The 13,846-nt window shown below is 60.6% G+C and carries 14 protein-coding genes; 3 read left to right on the top strand and 11 right to left on the bottom strand.

The features are described 5' to 3' along the window. Positions 1 to 59 precede the first annotated feature (59 nt). The 11 genes from KJA79_RS18765 to KJA79_RS18715 form a co-directional block, all read right to left on the bottom strand. Complete coding sequence (locus tag KJA79_RS18765) at positions 60 to 842, bottom strand: hypothetical protein (RefSeq protein ID WP_213043622.1); 783 nt, start codon at positions 840 to 842, stop codon at positions 60 to 62. After that, positions 839 to 1,927: a DUF6094 domain-containing protein gene (locus KJA79_RS18760; protein WP_213043621.1), complete on the bottom strand. Its 1,089-nt coding sequence runs from the start codon at positions 1,925 to 1,927 to the stop codon at positions 839 to 841. The genes KJA79_RS18765 and KJA79_RS18760 overlap by 4 nt, the downstream gene beginning before the upstream one ends. Before the next feature lie 49 nt (positions 1,928 to 1,976). Next, the gene (locus tag KJA79_RS18755; RefSeq protein ID WP_213043620.1) at positions 1,977 to 2,570 is read right to left on the bottom strand and encodes a hypothetical protein; all 594 of its coding nucleotides are present in this window, start codon (positions 2,568 to 2,570) and stop codon (positions 1,977 to 1,979) included. A 34-nt stretch (positions 2,571 to 2,604) separates the two neighbouring features. Further along, complete coding sequence (locus KJA79_RS18750) at positions 2,605 to 4,725, bottom strand: helicase-related protein (RefSeq protein ID WP_213043619.1); 2,121 nt, start codon at positions 4,723 to 4,725, stop codon at positions 2,605 to 2,607. A 42-nt stretch (positions 4,726 to 4,767) separates the two neighbouring features. Next, positions 4,768 to 5,790, bottom strand: a complete 1,023-nt coding sequence (locus tag KJA79_RS18745) for a CHC2 zinc finger domain-containing protein (protein ID WP_213043618.1) — start codon at positions 5,788 to 5,790, stop codon at positions 4,768 to 4,770. A gap of 100 nt (positions 5,791 to 5,890) precedes the next feature. Then, on the bottom strand, positions 5,891 to 6,796 hold the full coding sequence (locus KJA79_RS18740) for a hypothetical protein (RefSeq protein WP_213043617.1): 906 nt from the start codon (positions 6,794 to 6,796) through the stop codon (positions 5,891 to 5,893). Between the two features lie 8 nt (positions 6,797 to 6,804). Next, positions 6,805 to 7,026, bottom strand: a complete 222-nt coding sequence (locus KJA79_RS18735; RefSeq protein WP_213043616.1) for a hypothetical protein — start codon at positions 7,024 to 7,026, stop codon at positions 6,805 to 6,807. A gap of 24 nt (positions 7,027 to 7,050) precedes the next feature. Next, on the bottom strand, positions 7,051 to 7,365 hold the full coding sequence (locus KJA79_RS18730; RefSeq protein ID WP_213043615.1) for a hypothetical protein: 315 nt from the start codon (positions 7,363 to 7,365) through the stop codon (positions 7,051 to 7,053). Positions 7,366 to 7,400: 35 nt separating this feature from the next. Then, the gene (locus tag KJA79_RS18725) at positions 7,401 to 8,927 is read right to left on the bottom strand and encodes an AAA family ATPase (protein WP_213043613.1); all 1,527 of its coding nucleotides are present in this window, start codon (positions 8,925 to 8,927) and stop codon (positions 7,401 to 7,403) included. Positions 8,928 to 8,975: 48 nt separating this feature from the next. After that, a complete protein-coding gene (locus KJA79_RS18720) occupies positions 8,976 to 9,581 on the bottom strand; it encodes a hypothetical protein (RefSeq protein ID WP_213043611.1) in 606 nt (201 codons plus the stop codon). A 30-nt stretch (positions 9,582 to 9,611) separates the two neighbouring features. Continuing rightward, entirely contained in the window at positions 9,612 to 11,864 is a 2,253-nt protein-coding gene (locus KJA79_RS18715) for an adenosylcobalamin-dependent ribonucleoside-diphosphate reductase (protein WP_213043610.1), read from the bottom strand. Between the two features lie 293 nt (positions 11,865 to 12,157). Here KJA79_RS18715 and KJA79_RS18710 point away from each other — a divergent pair, with 293 nt between their 5' ends. The 3 genes from KJA79_RS18710 to KJA79_RS18700 are packed head-to-tail and all read left to right on the top strand — an operon-like array spanning position 12,158 to position 13,779. After that, on the top strand, positions 12,158 to 12,445 hold the full coding sequence (locus tag KJA79_RS18710) for a type II toxin-antitoxin system Phd/YefM family antitoxin (protein ID WP_213043609.1): 288 nt from the start codon (positions 12,158 to 12,160) through the stop codon (positions 12,443 to 12,445). Beyond that, the gene (locus tag KJA79_RS18705; protein WP_213043608.1) at positions 12,442 to 12,873 is read left to right on the top strand and encodes a putative toxin-antitoxin system toxin component, PIN family; all 432 of its coding nucleotides are present in this window, start codon (positions 12,442 to 12,444) and stop codon (positions 12,871 to 12,873) included. The genes KJA79_RS18710 and KJA79_RS18705 overlap by 4 nt, the downstream gene beginning before the upstream one ends. Positions 12,874 to 12,909: 36 nt before the next feature. Beyond that, on the top strand, positions 12,910 to 13,779 hold the full coding sequence (locus tag KJA79_RS18700) for a hypothetical protein (protein ID WP_213043607.1): 870 nt from the start codon (positions 12,910 to 12,912) through the stop codon (positions 13,777 to 13,779). The last annotated feature ends 67 nt before the right edge of the window (positions 13,780 to 13,846 follow it).

The raw sequence follows: 13,846 nt of genomic DNA, 5'->3' as shown, positions 1-13,846 counted from the left end.
ACAGAGTCTGAGAAGACGTGAGTGATGTCCTGGAATGACCAGCCAAAGAACTCGAGAGGTCAGGCGGCAGGTTGATCAGCATCATCCTGTGAGGCAGCCTGCAGGGCCTTTCGGACAAGCCCGCCACTGGTCACGAGATCCATGAACCAGAACTGGTCCACCTTGCGGAGTGGGAAGGCGAGGGGATGTTCGGTGATGAACCGGAGCAGATCCGAATCGGTCACGTACCAGGCGTCGTGGGCGCGCTCGGTTCCCCGTCGTCGGATGTGAAGCTTCTCCTCGCGCACCCATCCTTCGATCACTCGGTGATCGCAGCCGAAACACAGCTCCAACTCGCGCAGCGTATAGCCTTCTCGGTACCGCAGGCTCAGCTGCATGTGGCGGCATTTCATTTTCACGGATGTGACGGATCGTTGCAGTTTCCTGGCAAGCCAGGGGAGGAGGCGGCTGCCCACGTGCTCGAGGAGAAATGCTTCCTCTTCCTTGGTCCAAGTCTTCGGATCCCTGTGATAGGTGAGTCCGAGCTCGGCGGCGCGGCGCTTGATCACCCATGTGGGCCATCCAAGCATAGCGGCGATGTCAGCCGCGCGTCCTTTCCTGGTGCCATCGTACCGAGTACGGAGCAGCTGATCTCGGTCTGCTGTCCACTCGTATTTCTTTCTGATCTGCCCTCGCTGTTTCCAGCGACAGCACGGACCGTACTGGGCCGCCGCCGTGCCCAGGAACGGTTTGCGGCAGTCCTTGCAGGATCGCTCTGATTTCTCGGCTCGCTTGGCCCTGCGGCGAGCCGGCGTGTGCGGCTGGAGATCTTGGCTGGTGGATGGCTCGTGACTGGATGTCATGGTGTCTCGGGTGCGACCTCTCCGTGATGATCGACGCAATTGACGATGACGTGCTGGCCGTAGGTGGGGCCTTCCGTGATGTCCCAGGCCTGGATCTGGGGGACGAACATCTCGATGACCCGTGTCACCGTCCGAGTCTCGTGTCTCTTTGGCGTGTCGAAGTATTCCTCCTCGGGCGGCAGTTGTTTCGTGGTCTTGTCGGTGAAGCCTTTAATGATCCAGCGAGTGGACCCGGTCGCGATCGTCTGGTTGTTCAACATGCCTGCCGCGATCATTCTCGCGAGATGCCCTTTCCTGAGCGGCATGAGGGGAGTACAGGGCCCTGTGACGGGCAAGTCGAGCGCATCGTGGATGCGAGGATCTCGCCAGATTCCATGTGCGGCGGCCTCGGCGAGCTGGTCTTCGGGCGAGACCCAGTGGCTGCGAAACTCGATCGATTCTGGAATCAGTTGGGGTGCGATGGCATAGACCGGGGTAAGGCGGCCCTCGAAGGATTGGTAGTCAATCTCCTCCTGCGCGAGAGCATCGATGCGTCTGCGATCGCGCAAGGGCGAGGTGCTTTTCACCCCGAGGATGACGACCTGGCGGAAGGCGAGGTACTCCGGATGAGGGAACCTGAAGAACGCAACCTGTCGATAGTGGGTGGCGAGATAGCGGCGCAGTTCCTTCGTCAACCGCGGCTCGGGGATGATGAACACGAGAATGCCTCCCGGTTGCAAGGCGGGGGTGAGCAGGCGGAGCCACGCGGGTTCGCTGCGCTGGCGTTTTCCCAAATCATCATACGGAGGATTGAGGAACACGAGGGACATGCTCTGCTTCTGGATGGTGGTGGCGAAGGCGTCGGAGCGGAGCGTCTCGTTGAGGATGGTCTTCGACTCCCGGAATCGGTCTCTGTCGAGCTCGATCCCGAAACTGACCAGTCTCAGCGATTGGGCCAAGGCGCGTGCTGGTTCTCCGAGCCCGCAACATGGATCACAGAGCCGGCCGGAATGGCCGGAGGGGTTCTGAATTAGCTCGGCGATGGCGCGGGTGACCGGTTCCGGCGTCGGATAGAATCCCGCTTTTGCTCTGGCGATCGTTCTCATGGTCCGTGGCTCTCGTGTGAATGGTGGAAGATGGCTCCCCCGGCTCGGCTCAGGCTGGAACTGGTAACGCGCGGGCTTGCAGCTGGGTCGTGATGAAGTCCTGCACGACGCGACGCGGAGGATGGACCTCCCAGACATGCAGCCTGTGCCCGATCAGGGGGATGATCCATTCGGCCTCCAGCCCGAATTCCCAGAGGGCCTCCGCCCAGGCAGCGAGAACCGGGAATGGCAGCAGCCGGTCGAGCAGCGGGATGAAGCCGGACGGAGTCGTGGGGGCGGTGCCGTGAGGGCTGATCAGATACGCGGGCTGGTTGGGCTCGATCCCATAGGCCGTGGCGGTCTTGGGGATCCAGAGGGAGGAGATGAGTCCTGAGGGGAGCCGCCGGTGATAGGACTGGATCTCCAGGTCGGAGGGCGTCGGCCAGGAGAGGAGTCCGACACCCTCGATGTTGACCTGATGGCCGAGGCTCATGTTGGCACGGATCGTTCGCATGCTCGACTCTCGCGCGATGAGCGAGAGCACTCGCAGGGAGAGGGCGGGCTGCTGGTCCTCGTAGGCATAGGATTCGATCAGGGCGTCGAAGCCATTGACGCGGAGCATCTTCGGGTCATCATCCATCGGGTGTGACCGGTCGTGTGTCATGCGGGCCTCCGGATGCATGGCAAGGTAGGATGGGTCAGACGGCGAAGAGACCGAGTTGCTGCGAGAGCTCTGGGAGCACCACGGGAGCCGGCTCGGCTGTCGGAATCGTGAAAGCTTGGTCTCCTGCCGCGGAGGCGGCCAGGAGATGTACTGGGGGCTGAGGTGACGACTCGCCAATGACTTCCCGCTGGTCCTTGTAGGCGCGCGCGAGGTCGCGGAAGGCTTGTTCCGCGCTCAGGAGCTGAGGATTCTGGTCGAGAATGAATCTGATCAGGCCAATGGTGATGTCGTCCTCTTGATTGAAGGCCGCCATCGCGTGACTGGTAATGTCTCCCTCGGTGTAGAGGCTGGCCTTGATCCCGCTGGCGATGAGGGACCAGGCCTGTTCCTGGGCCGTGCCGGCATAGATGAGCGGTCGCACGTCGACCGGGTGCTGTTGTCCCGGCCGCCAGGAACGGCGCGCGGCTTGCCGGACGGTCAGGATGTTGTAGTCTGACTCGAAGAATCGCAGGCTGGGAAAATCCAGGAGATCGAGGCCGGTCTGCACCAGCCGAGGATTGCAGATCAGCACATCAAGGCCGGCCTTCACCCGGTCCTCAATCCATTCCTCACGGCGTTCGGCTTGGACCGAAGCCGTGAGCACGGCCGTGCGAAACCCTGCTTGCTTCAGAATCTGATGCAGGCGGAGCGTGATGTCGCGGGTCCCCGTATGGGTGCAGTACACGAGGACCCGGCGATGCCGGTTCACGTTGTCTTCGATGTGTTGCAGGAGCAGGCGTTCTTTCGGATATCGGATCGGCTCAGGTAACGGCGGAAGGGTGAACTTGACCTCTCCAAACTTGTTGGTGATTCGTTCCTCCGTTGTACAACGGTCCGGGTAGGCCACCAGTGCCTGAACGACCGTTGACAGCAGGTGCCCGTCGCGGGATTTCCTGGCCTCCCGGATCAGCGGTTTGGCCGCTTTGAAGAGTTGCTCGTACTGGGCCTTGAGTGGGCCTTCGAGTTCGCACGTGTCGACACGTTCCTCATAGGGAGGGAGCGCGAGATCCAGGTCTTCCATCCGGAGGAAGCAGGCCTTGTCGACCAGGTGCGGGATCAGCCGGGGCGAGATCCCCGGCCGTTCCACGACGGTCACGTAGACTTTCCGTTTCGACTGGGTTCCGTGCTCGACCACCTGGTCGGCATCGATGCACGTGGTGCGGGTCTCGCGGATGCCGTAGACATCGACCCAACGGGATTCATCATGGAAACTGTACGACGACTTGAGGCCGGGAATGAGGCGCCAGAGGAGGTAGAAGACCGACGTGCTGCGTCCGTTCGAAAGCGTACCCGTCAATCCAATGACCCGGTCCGTGACGTTCATGAGATTCGCAAAGGCGATACCTTGCGCCGTGGCCTTGCCCTTCAGCTCGTGGATCTCATCAACCACGAACGTATCGAACAAGGTCGGGTGCTGCTTGCAGATGTAATCGGCCAAGGCGTACCGGCGTGGCCCGTTCGGATCAAAGTCGTACAGGGGAGAGCCACAGGCGCGGCATTTCGATTTCGCCGGCAAGGTCTCCGGGGTGAGGGGTGTCTCGTCAGCGTCCCGAACCTGGTCCCCACAGTGGGGACAGCAAAAGAGGTCAACCGATCCGTGCTCACCCTTCCAGCGTCGGTGGACCAGGGCTGGTTTCGTGGCGTACGACAGCTTGGCCTTTTCACGGGAGATGATCGCAAAGAGGGGGAGATGATTGGGCAGCGGGGTCCGAGCGATGCGATCGATGCTGCTGAGCGACTTCAGCTGGTGGACCGGGGCGTCCGGCAGAATGCGTGTGATTTCTCTCTCCCACTTGCGGAGAAGATGGGGCGGCGCCATCACCAGCACGCGTCGGGAGCCGTGGATGAGACAGGCGCCAACCGCAGTGCGGGTCTTGCCGGTCGCCATCTCTCCGACGATCAACGCGCCGCGATGCTGTTGCAGCACCAGGGCCGCGGCCGCGGCGACATCCGCTTGCGGAGGCCAGAGCGGTTCCTTGAGTTGATTCAGGATGGGCTGCGCCGTGATCCGGTGCTCGGGTCTGAAGATGGGCCTGAGCTGTGAGGCGGCCGATTCACACAGGCTGGCGCTGAAGGTCTCGATAAACGTCGTGATCGGAACCTGGCGCGTGTCCATGGCGTCTCCTTGCGAGATCAAGATTGAGCGATGCCTGTGCTGTTACGAACAGAGGGATGGAGCGCTTGACGTGGGCTGGTGGTGAATGCCGCTCTCGGTGAGGCGGAACAGCGAGATGCGGGTCGGGGCGTGAAGCAGGAGCTTGTGGAGGTCCTTGACGCCTGCCTGATGGTGGACTCGGACTTCCACCACATGCATTCCCAGTCTCGTGAGTAACACGATCGCCTCTTGCTGGGCTTTCGGACCCTTGTCGGGCTCGGGGTCATTGTCCAGCGCGAGATAGACGATCTTGGCCTTGAGGCGAGTCAGGTACTCCGGAAGTTTGCCGACGTTGGCGATCCCGTTCAGGGCACAGAGCGTGAATGTGGGGCCGAACAGCGCATCACCGGCCAAGCAGTCGAGGATACTTTCGGTGACGAGGACTGCGGCGTCCCCGCGCTTCATGATCCAGGGAGACTTGATGCCGATCGTGGCGCGCAGGAGTTCGTTCGGCACGTCATGGAGCGCCCGGCATTCCACTCCATGCATGAAGTGGACATTGGGGCCGGGAAGCGGGATGCCGATGTATGGGGTCTTGGCCTCGCCGCGGGCCATCCAGACCGCTCCGACGTGGGGATAGTACGGGACCTGCCGAGAGAGAAAATACTGCCGGAGCTCTGCTTCCTTCTCAGGTGTCATGCTGGCCTTGGCGCTGTGGTAGGCCTGCCGCGCCAGCTCGATCCGCTGCCGCTGATCTTGGTTCGAATCCTTCCGGGTTCGCCTGGGAGTAGGGCCGAAGGAGATGGGATAACCGAGCAGCTTGCACACCGCTTCGGGGAACGTGAGCTGGAATGTCTGTTGGATGAACTCGATGCCATCGCCGTGCGTGCCCGGGCCAAAGTCATACCAGACCCAGGCGCCGTTGACACGGGAGACGGAAAACGACGGGTGGCGGTCGTCGCGCAAGGGAGAGTGGAAGAGCGCATGATCCGGGCGGCGGGACACGGGCTTGTGGCCCAGTTCGATGAGGATCTCGATGAGATTGACGGAACGGGCCCGCCGGATATCGTCAGGCGAGAGCTTCATGATGGGTCGTGATCCTTTGCGTAATCCTGTGATGGAGGTGCCGGCAGGGAGGGTATTACTGCGAAGACGCCGTCGGATTGTGTGATTCGGCACCTTTCTCCTATTCATCCTCCAGCGCGTAGACACGCGACGGCTTTTCGACCATCAGCGCATCCAGCTGGGACTTGATCGCTCGCATCCCTTCGCGAACGACCGTGGCGACGGATTCGTCCGTGCGGATGCGCGCCGGCTCCATCCCCGAGAGGAGGCCCTTGGCCTGATCGACGAGCTTCTGCAGGTCCAGATCCTGGCTGAGATTGCGCGCATCGAACCGGTTCAGGAAGTCCATCAGGTTGGTCACCGTGCTGGCCTTGAAGGTTTTGGTCTTGCCGTTGGCACTGGGCGTGAGTCGCTCCATCAGGTGATCGACCAACTCGGCCATCGCCTCGCGCAAGGTGGTCTTGGCTTCCTCAAGCATCTGCCTGACTTTTTGCGAGACGTTGTCGGTCTCACGCGTCAGCAGCCGCTCGCTGAGAGCACTCAGGGTTCCGGGAAGGTCGAACGTCAGGTATTGGCATTCGAAGAGAAAGCCGGCCTTGACCGTGTCGACGTCCGGGTAATCGGCTGGATTGTAGAGCTCGGCCAACTTGAGCTGGGCTTCTTCTCTGCGCTGGGGGTAGACCTGGACAAAATAGTCGATCAAACTCTCTCGTTTCTCTTTGAAGTTCGTGATCAGCTCGTCGACGTCTTCGAGGAGCGCATTGGGGACGAGGTAGATGCCCGGCCGGAGGGAGGACGGCAGCGTATAGCTGGAGAGTCGCTTGCGGATCTGCGCATCCAGTTTCGTAATTTCCTTGTATTCAGGACAGGCCAGAATCGCCTTGGTCACCTTGACCAGGGCGCGGTCGGTCTCGACCGCGAGCACATCCTGGCGGACGGTCCGCTTGATGCCGAGCTTCCGCAAGGTGAGGACGAGGCAGACCGCGTTCTTCCAGAGTGCGGAGAGAGTGGCTTGTGGAGTGTCCATGGAGAACCTCATGCGTGATGTGAACGGTGGACATGCGAGTGGTCCTGGTGCTGGCCGTGGAGGAGCCGTTCGGGCCGCTCGATGACTTCGGTCTGGCCGCCCGCGAGCTGGTTCAACAAGTTGAGTAACTCGTCAGCCTCTCGGTGATTGGGCATGCTGATGTCGTCCGTGGTAACTGTCAGGGTGCCGTCCGGCGCGATGTGCACGCGAATGGCGTCGGGCCTGTGCATGACCGGCTCCTTTCCATCGAGCGATTAAAACTTGCTGAGGACGAAGGTGGATTCCGACGTGTCGGTGGACTCGACGGTCCAGCCGAATTGGGAGGCCACCGTTGCGAGAATCTGGTGGGCGTAGGATCGTTGCAGCGTCTGGACCAGTTCTTCCTGGCCGCGTGGAATCACGACTGAGCGGGCGGACACGAAAAGCGTGATCCCGTCGGGTGTCTGGATGCGAAGGGATTCTCCCTCAAGGAACACTGTCCAGCCGAGGCGTTCAGCGGCTTGCTTGAGGAGCGTGTGATCGGCAGCCTTGAGTTCGACCGTGGTGGTGGCAGTCATCCAGCAGGGCATGGAGGCCTCGTTAAGAAAAATAGAAAGAGAGTCACCTAGGCCGCGTACATGCGGGGGCTCGGTCCCTGAGCGGCCTCGGCCTTGTCCATGAGATAGGGGCCGGGATAGCTGGCGGAGAGGTACCGGTAGTTGGCTTGCGACCGCAGCTCTTTGAGCTGGTCCGCGGCGCGGATGGAGACGGGGATGATGTAGGCGCTCGCTTCTTCCAGGGAGCAACCGAGTTGCCAACTCAGCTCGCAACAGGTCCGGATCTCGTCGCCGGTCCAGCCTTGATCTGGCGGCTGAGCCATCTCTGGAGGGATCTGGAACTGTTTCCGATAGATGGCCCAGATGGCTTCGCGCTCGGCTGCCGAAGGCAGATCGAAGAACATGACGCCGTACTTGAAGCGGCGGAGCAGCTCCGGCGGGAGCGCGCTGACGTTGTTGCTGGTGGCGATGAACAGGACATTGTCATCGGCCACGGCGCTGACGACGCCGAGCGCCTGGCGCAGCTGGCCTTCCGATTGACCGACGAGCGACGCTTTCATCGCGCCGAGGTCGAAGCAAATCGCGGGCACCCCGGCTTCCGTGCCGCTGGCTTTGGCCACCATGGATTTGCACGTCCCCGGCGGGCCGACGAAGATGATGCCTCTCGCCTTGTGATCCTGCATATAGGTGAGCAAGGTCCCCAGCATGGAAACGGTGACGCCCGACGAGTCCTGATTGGAGGACAGGGAGCCGCTGAACATCTTCTCGATTTCATCAAGGAAGACGACGGCTTTCGGCGGATCATTGCCCTTGAAGAGTTTCGCGAGGAAGTCTTTGGCCGCTTGCACGCCGCCGATGTCGTGGAACCGTTCGTTCCCGCCCCACACGGAGAGCCCCGGGGTGGCGTTGATCATCTGCCGTTTCCGTTCCCACAGGCGTTCCAGGTTGATGCCAGTCCGTTTGCTGAGCGACAGGGCCACGACCTGTTCGGCCGGAAAGGCCGCGAGCCCCTGCAGCGCGGAGACGGCCTGAGCCATTGCGTCCTCGGCAGGAGTGTCGATTTGTGCCTGTACGCATTGGTCCTTGATGATCGCGGCCAGTTGCTCCCGCCCCGGCAGGGTTTCTTCCAGGACCAGCAGATCATGGAAAAGTTCTGCGGGGACGTCGATCGCCGGAGCCAGCAAGACGAGGGTCGCCGGTTTGCTCTTGAAGAGGTCGCGCAAATTCCAGATGCCTTGGGAGACGAACTCATTGCGGATGAAGCGGTGGGCGTTGTGAAAGAAGACGACGCTTTTCGGAGGCACATTTGCGAGAAGCTTGAGGGTTTCCGAGGGATTCATCGTGACGTTGGACTTCGCACTGTCCAGCAACGTCGCCTGGGCTTTCTCGGCTCCGCTGTTGACGGGCATGAGCCCGCGGCTGACGTCCCAGGAGAAGACGGGGTCTTCCTGATCGGATCCAGGACTCCGCAACCCGTAGGTCCGGACCAGACCGATCGTGGCGGCAGGATCGGGTGTGGTGATGGCGAGGAGCGGAACCGAAACCCTGCGGGCGCGCACGAACTGCGCCACCAGATCAGGCATGGAAGTCTGCATCGCACTCTCCTTCGTGATGGCTCGTTGCGAGGATGAAAGAGGAGATGGTTACGTAGGGGAAGGATCAGATGAACCTGATGGTCGCTGTGCGGCTCTTTGGGAGGGAGCGGGCGAGCCGGATTCGGTGGAAGCGGTTTGTCTGGAGACGGGAGCGTTGACGAGTGCGGCGACCTGGCGCGCGGACTGAATGAACGCGTCGTCCTGGCCATGCACATAGGCCTCGTCGCATTGGTTAAGGAGTTGCATGATGGAAGAGAAGCGCGGATCGTCGCCGGTGATTCCGGAAGTGAGTTCGGCCAAGCGGCGGAACCGTTTGAGCCACCGGTCCGGACCGGTGAGCACCGGGAGAGTGGCGGACCTGGTGCCATCGTAGCCGTGCGGGTTGACGGTCCAGGCGGCGAGGCAGTGGCCGGCTTTATCGACGGCCTTGACGGCGGTGATCTTGGCAATGGGGAGGGTGACCCCGGAATCCAGATTGACGCGGCCGGCTGCGCTCGGGTCGAGGATCTCGATGATCCTGCCGTCCTGCAGTCGGTCTTTGGCATCGCGGTAGACCACGGTCCATCCGACCTGAAGCCCGACGTTCTGATCCGTCCTCGGGGTCACGGCAGCCGCGTTGAGCGGGACGGATGGTGGAAGCGACTGGGGAGGCATGGCCGATTCTTCTCCGTAGGATTGTGACCGTCAACTGCACTTCGTCCAGCCGCAGTGCCGGCAGAGCAAACAATTCTCCTGCTGAATGGTGCCCTGGCTGCATTGTGGGCAGGGAGGGAGTCCCTCGCCGTTCTCTTTGATCAGCTGGCTCATGCGGAGTGCTCGGATGATGGCGGCCGGGATACTGGCAACCGATCCGTACCGTTGGTTGGCCTTTTCCAGTTGTTCGAGCAAGGCCTCCACAGGCACACCCGATCGCAAGGAGATGGAGAGGACCCGTGCGAAGGATTCGTAGATTTCAGCGTTGCTGGCTTCGACGGGCGTGTGGATGAAGACCTCGAGCGGTCTGGTCTTGAGAGTCGAGATCGTGACGTACACATGACCATCCGTCGTCTTCACCTGCACCCGCTTCGCGTCCAGGACATCCGGCAGCTCGAAGGGGTGGGCAATAGGGAGGTCCGCGTCTTCCGCCCTTGTTCCTTTCATGGGAAGGCTCCCATTGCGGTCCGCCTTGCCCAGATTGAGCACCTGGCTGTTGCGGCTCCCATCGCGGTAGACGGTGATCCCGCTGCAATCGAGTTCCCAGGCGAGCAAGTACGCGTGGCGGACGTCTTCAACGGTTGCCGTGGCGGGCAGGTTGATGGTCTTGCTGACCGCCGTGTCGCTGAACCGCTGCCAGGCAGCCTGGACCCGGACATGCTGCTCAGGGATGAGATCGTGGGCTACGGTAAAGACCTGTTGCCAGTGGGCGGGCACGTCCGTGAGGCCCCGGCAAGACCCATGATTGGCCACGATCTTGTCGATGAGATCGTCATGCCACCAGCCTTCACGCCTGGCCGTCGCTTCGAAGAGGTCGCACAGGTAAGGGAGCTTCCTGCCTTCGAGGACCTGCTTGAACCAGACCAGCGCGAACTCGGGCTCACAGCCGGCGCTGGTGTCGGCAATCATGCTGATCGATCCAGTCGGTGCCACGGTCGTCACGTAGCTGTGGCGCACCTTTTTCCCTTCCTGTTCATGCTTGCTTCCCTTCCACGCGGGATACACGCCTCGGGTGTGGGCCAGCTGCTCTGACGCGCGCCACGCCATGGCCTTCATCTGGCGCGCGAGCCGCTCGGTCAAGCGTATGGCTTCTTCGCTGCCGTAGGGAAGGCCCAACATCATCAACAGCCGTGCATATCCCATGATCCCGAGGCCGATGCGGCGGGTCTGCCGCGTCATGGCGTTGATCTGGGGGAGCGGATGGTCGTTGGCATCGATGATGTTGTCCAGGAATCGAACCGCGAGCCGGATGGTCTGGTCGAGACGCTCCCAGTCGAGCTCGTACTGATCATGGCCGGGCAGGATCCGAAGATGCTTGGCTAAGTCGATGGAGCCAAGCGTGCAGGCATCGAAGCCATGCAGAGGGATCTCACCGCAGGGATTGGTCGAGACGATTTCGCCCATGTTTGGAATCGGACAGGCCCGGTTCGCGCGGTCGATGAAGAAGAGCCCGGGATCGCCGGTCTTCCAGGCTTCCTCGACGATGCGATCGAAGACCAGCCGTGCGGAGATGTGTTTGATGGGCTGCATCGTGCGGGGGTTGATCAGGGCGTAGAGCCTGTCCTCCTTGACCGCGGTCATGAACTCGTCGGTAGCGGCCACGCTGATGTTGAAGTTCCGGATCTGGCCGTCGTGCGTCTTGCACCTCACGAAGTCCAGGATATCGGGGTGCTGGACATGGAGAATCCCCATGTTCGCGCCCCTGCGGGTTCCGCCCTGGCGTACCTGTTCGGTGGCGCCGTCAATGATCTTCATGAAGGAGACCGGGCCGGATGCCACGCCGCCTGAGCTCCTCACACGATCGCCCTTCGGACGCAAATTGGAGAACGAAAACCCGGTGCCTCCGCCACTTTTGTGGATCAACAAGGCCGCAGTCACGGCATCCCCGATCGACTGCATGTCATCCTCGATGGGGATCACGAAACAGGCGGAGTACTGCTTGTGCGCGCCCGGCCGGCCGGCGTTCATCAAGGTGGGGGAATTGGGCAGGAAGGTTCGAGAGGCGAGCATCCGGCGGAACTGCTCCTCGATGGATGCCACTTCTTCATGTGTCGCCTCGTACAGGGTCTCGACCACGGCGATTTCACGGGCGACCCGTGCCCAGAGTTGGTCCACGGTTTCGACGATGTTTCCCTGGTCATCCTTGGCCAGGTACCGTTCTCGGAGGACGGTGAGAGCGTTGTCCGATAGCGGAATGTACTCCATGGTGGAGGGTGGGATCGGATCGGTCAGGTTGTTCGTCATCAGTCAACCTTCAATGAGTCGGAGGTTGTCGCACCTTTAAACGTGCAACGCCTCAATTGAGAATTACTTCCCGGGTTTGGGAGCCTGCGAATGTTGCAAAAAACCATGAGTCAGGACGGGTGCCAGAGCCGCCTTCTGGGTCAAACAAAACAATTGGGGAGCGGCTTGCCCGAACGGAGGAGGTGTCGCGCCTCTTGCCATTCGGGTTGGAAAATCCGATCGCAAAGGGTAGGATGATTGACAATTGGACCTCAGTTGTGTACCATTTTGTCACTCACATTGGAGGTTAGGCCATGAAGTTCATTACCGTGCGAGAACTGCGAGGGCGGCCGAGCGAGGTGTGGTCGAAACTCTCACGTGACAAGGATCTGGTTCTCACGTCGAACGGGAAACCGATTGCGATCCTTTCAGCCGTGTCCGAGGAAACACTAGAAAGCTCGCTGGTCGCGCTCCGGCGGGCCCGCGCCGTCGCCGCGGTTGAAGTGATGCAGTCTCAATCTATTGCCGCCGGAACCGACAAGCTGTCTCTGGAAGAGATTAATGCTGAGATCGCGTCGACTCGGAAGACCCGGCGGCGGTGATCGTCGTCGTCGACACGAATGTGCTCGTGGCCGGCCTCTTGTCCCCCTTTGGCCCACCTGGTGAAATCGTCCGCATGATTGCCTCTGGGACCCTGACCGTAGCCTATGACGCCCGAATCATGGCAGAGTACGTGGAGGTTCTCCGGCGCCCGAAGTTTTCATTCGGCAGGGAGCATGTCGACGCGTTCCTGGATCAATTGAAAGCGACGGGAACCGTTGCGGCGGGTGATCCACTCCCGGCTCGCTTGCCGGACCCGAATGACGAACCCTTCCTGGAAGTCGCCCTGGCCGGCCGTGTCCGGTGCCTGATTACTGGAAACGTGAAGCACTTCCCCCCTGGGGCCCGACAAGGCTCTCAGATATTGACTCCCCGTGAGTTTCTCGACTTCTACCGGAAGAGCCTTCGGGGGAAGCCTCGCCCAGGTTGAGAGGCTCATAGTCGTCTCGGCCGCCTACTGACTCCCATGAATCACATCGATCCGCAAATCGAAAAACATAAGTTCGTATTTTCCGCTTTCCGCGAAGCGCATTTTTCGCTGTCGCTACAAATGAAAGACGAGGAGTATCCTAAGGATGGCTTCGCGGACGTTAAGACAATAATGCGTGATGACAGCGTTGTCGAATGGCAACTGGGTGGATGGCTTGATGAAGACCAGATGCGAGTGGCGCGGAAGAAAGAACGCCTTGAAACAGAACTCAGGAGGGTCATCTCAAGAATTCCGAATACAACAGTGAACTTTAGACTATGCCTGATCTTGCCAAGGGATGACGCCGAGCGATTCCAAAAGTCTGAGGCAGACGCGCTTAAATCTGAACTCCAGCACCTCATTCAGAAAACGGATTCGGACTGGACGGCACAGCCCCTACTGCAATCGCCTCAAGGGCAACTCTGCAGAGACTTTACAAAGTATCCGAGACTGGAGAGATACTTGCACAGTTTTCTGCTTATGCCCAGAGGGGCGCAAGATAGGCCTCACCAACGATGGATTGAAATGGAAGGATGGGGAGGTGCGTATAACCCCCTCACAGCGGTTGAGGCTCTTCGCAAGATTGTTGCGAAAAAGGCAGGTCGCTACGGTGGATTACAAGGCGTCGATGCTCGGCTTCTGCTTCATTACGACGAAGCGATCCTCTATAACTCTCCTTATCAGGATAGTGATACAACACTAGAAGACATGGCTCAACTTGCCGGACATTGGCTGAGCCTAGATTTTCCAAACCTGTCTGCCACCTTTCGGGAGGTTTACCTCCTGCACACGCCCGAGCGCTGTGCGTACCAAGTTTTTCCTGCCATCTTTAAGTGTATGGGGAACAATGCTTCACCATACGAGTGAAGGAAAACATGGCGGTCTCATCGCCGCTGATCTTCTGCACCCTGTCTAGGGAAGGTCTGATTTATTC

The sequence above is a fragment of the Nitrospira defluvii genome, from assembly GCF_905220995.1.
GTDB classification, from domain to species: Bacteria; Nitrospirota; Nitrospiria; order Nitrospirales; family Nitrospiraceae; genus Nitrospira_A; species Nitrospira_A defluvii_C.
The sequence above is the reverse complement of the archived record's forward strand: the minus strand, read 5'-3'. Positions and strand labels throughout refer to the sequence as shown.

Bases quoted from the DNA above. Each gene is read 5' to 3' on its own strand.
- KJA79_RS18745 (WP_213043618.1), bottom strand. From the start codon at position 5,790: ATGAAGCTCTCGCCTGACGATATCCGGCGGGCCCGTTCCGTCAATCTC.
- KJA79_RS18715 (WP_213043610.1), bottom strand. From the start codon at position 11,864: ATGACGAACAACCTGACCGATCCGATCCCACCCTCCACCATGGAGTAC.
- KJA79_RS18765 (WP_213043622.1), bottom strand. From the start codon at position 842: ATGACATCCAGTCACGAGCCATCCACCAGCCAAGATCTCCAGCCGCAC.
- KJA79_RS18710 (WP_213043609.1), top strand. From the start codon at position 12,158: ATGAAGTTCATTACCGTGCGAGAACTGCGAGGGCGGCCGAGCGAGGTG.
- KJA79_RS18740 (WP_213043617.1), bottom strand. From the start codon at position 6,796: ATGGACACTCCACAAGCCACTCTCTCCGCACTCTGGAAGAACGCGGTC.
- KJA79_RS18755 (WP_213043620.1), bottom strand. From the start codon at position 2,570: ATGACACACGACCGGTCACACCCGATGGATGATGACCCGAAGATGCTC.
- KJA79_RS18700 (WP_213043607.1), top strand. From the start codon at position 12,910: ATGAATCACATCGATCCGCAAATCGAAAAACATAAGTTCGTATTTTCC.
- KJA79_RS18750 (WP_213043619.1), bottom strand. From the start codon at position 4,725: ATGGACACGCGCCAGGTTCCGATCACGACGTTTATCGAGACCTTCAGC.
- KJA79_RS18730 (WP_213043615.1), bottom strand. From the start codon at position 7,365: ATGCCCTGCTGGATGACTGCCACCACCACGGTCGAACTCAAGGCTGCC.
- KJA79_RS18760 (WP_213043621.1), bottom strand. From the start codon at position 1,927: ATGAGAACGATCGCCAGAGCAAAAGCGGGATTCTATCCGACGCCGGAA.
- KJA79_RS18735 (WP_213043616.1), bottom strand. From the start codon at position 7,026: ATGCACAGGCCCGACGCCATTCGCGTGCACATCGCGCCGGACGGCACC.
- KJA79_RS18725 (WP_213043613.1), bottom strand. From the start codon at position 8,927: ATGCAGACTTCCATGCCTGATCTGGTGGCGCAGTTCGTGCGCGCCCGC.
- KJA79_RS18720 (WP_213043611.1), bottom strand. From the start codon at position 9,581: ATGCCTCCCCAGTCGCTTCCACCATCCGTCCCGCTCAACGCGGCTGCC.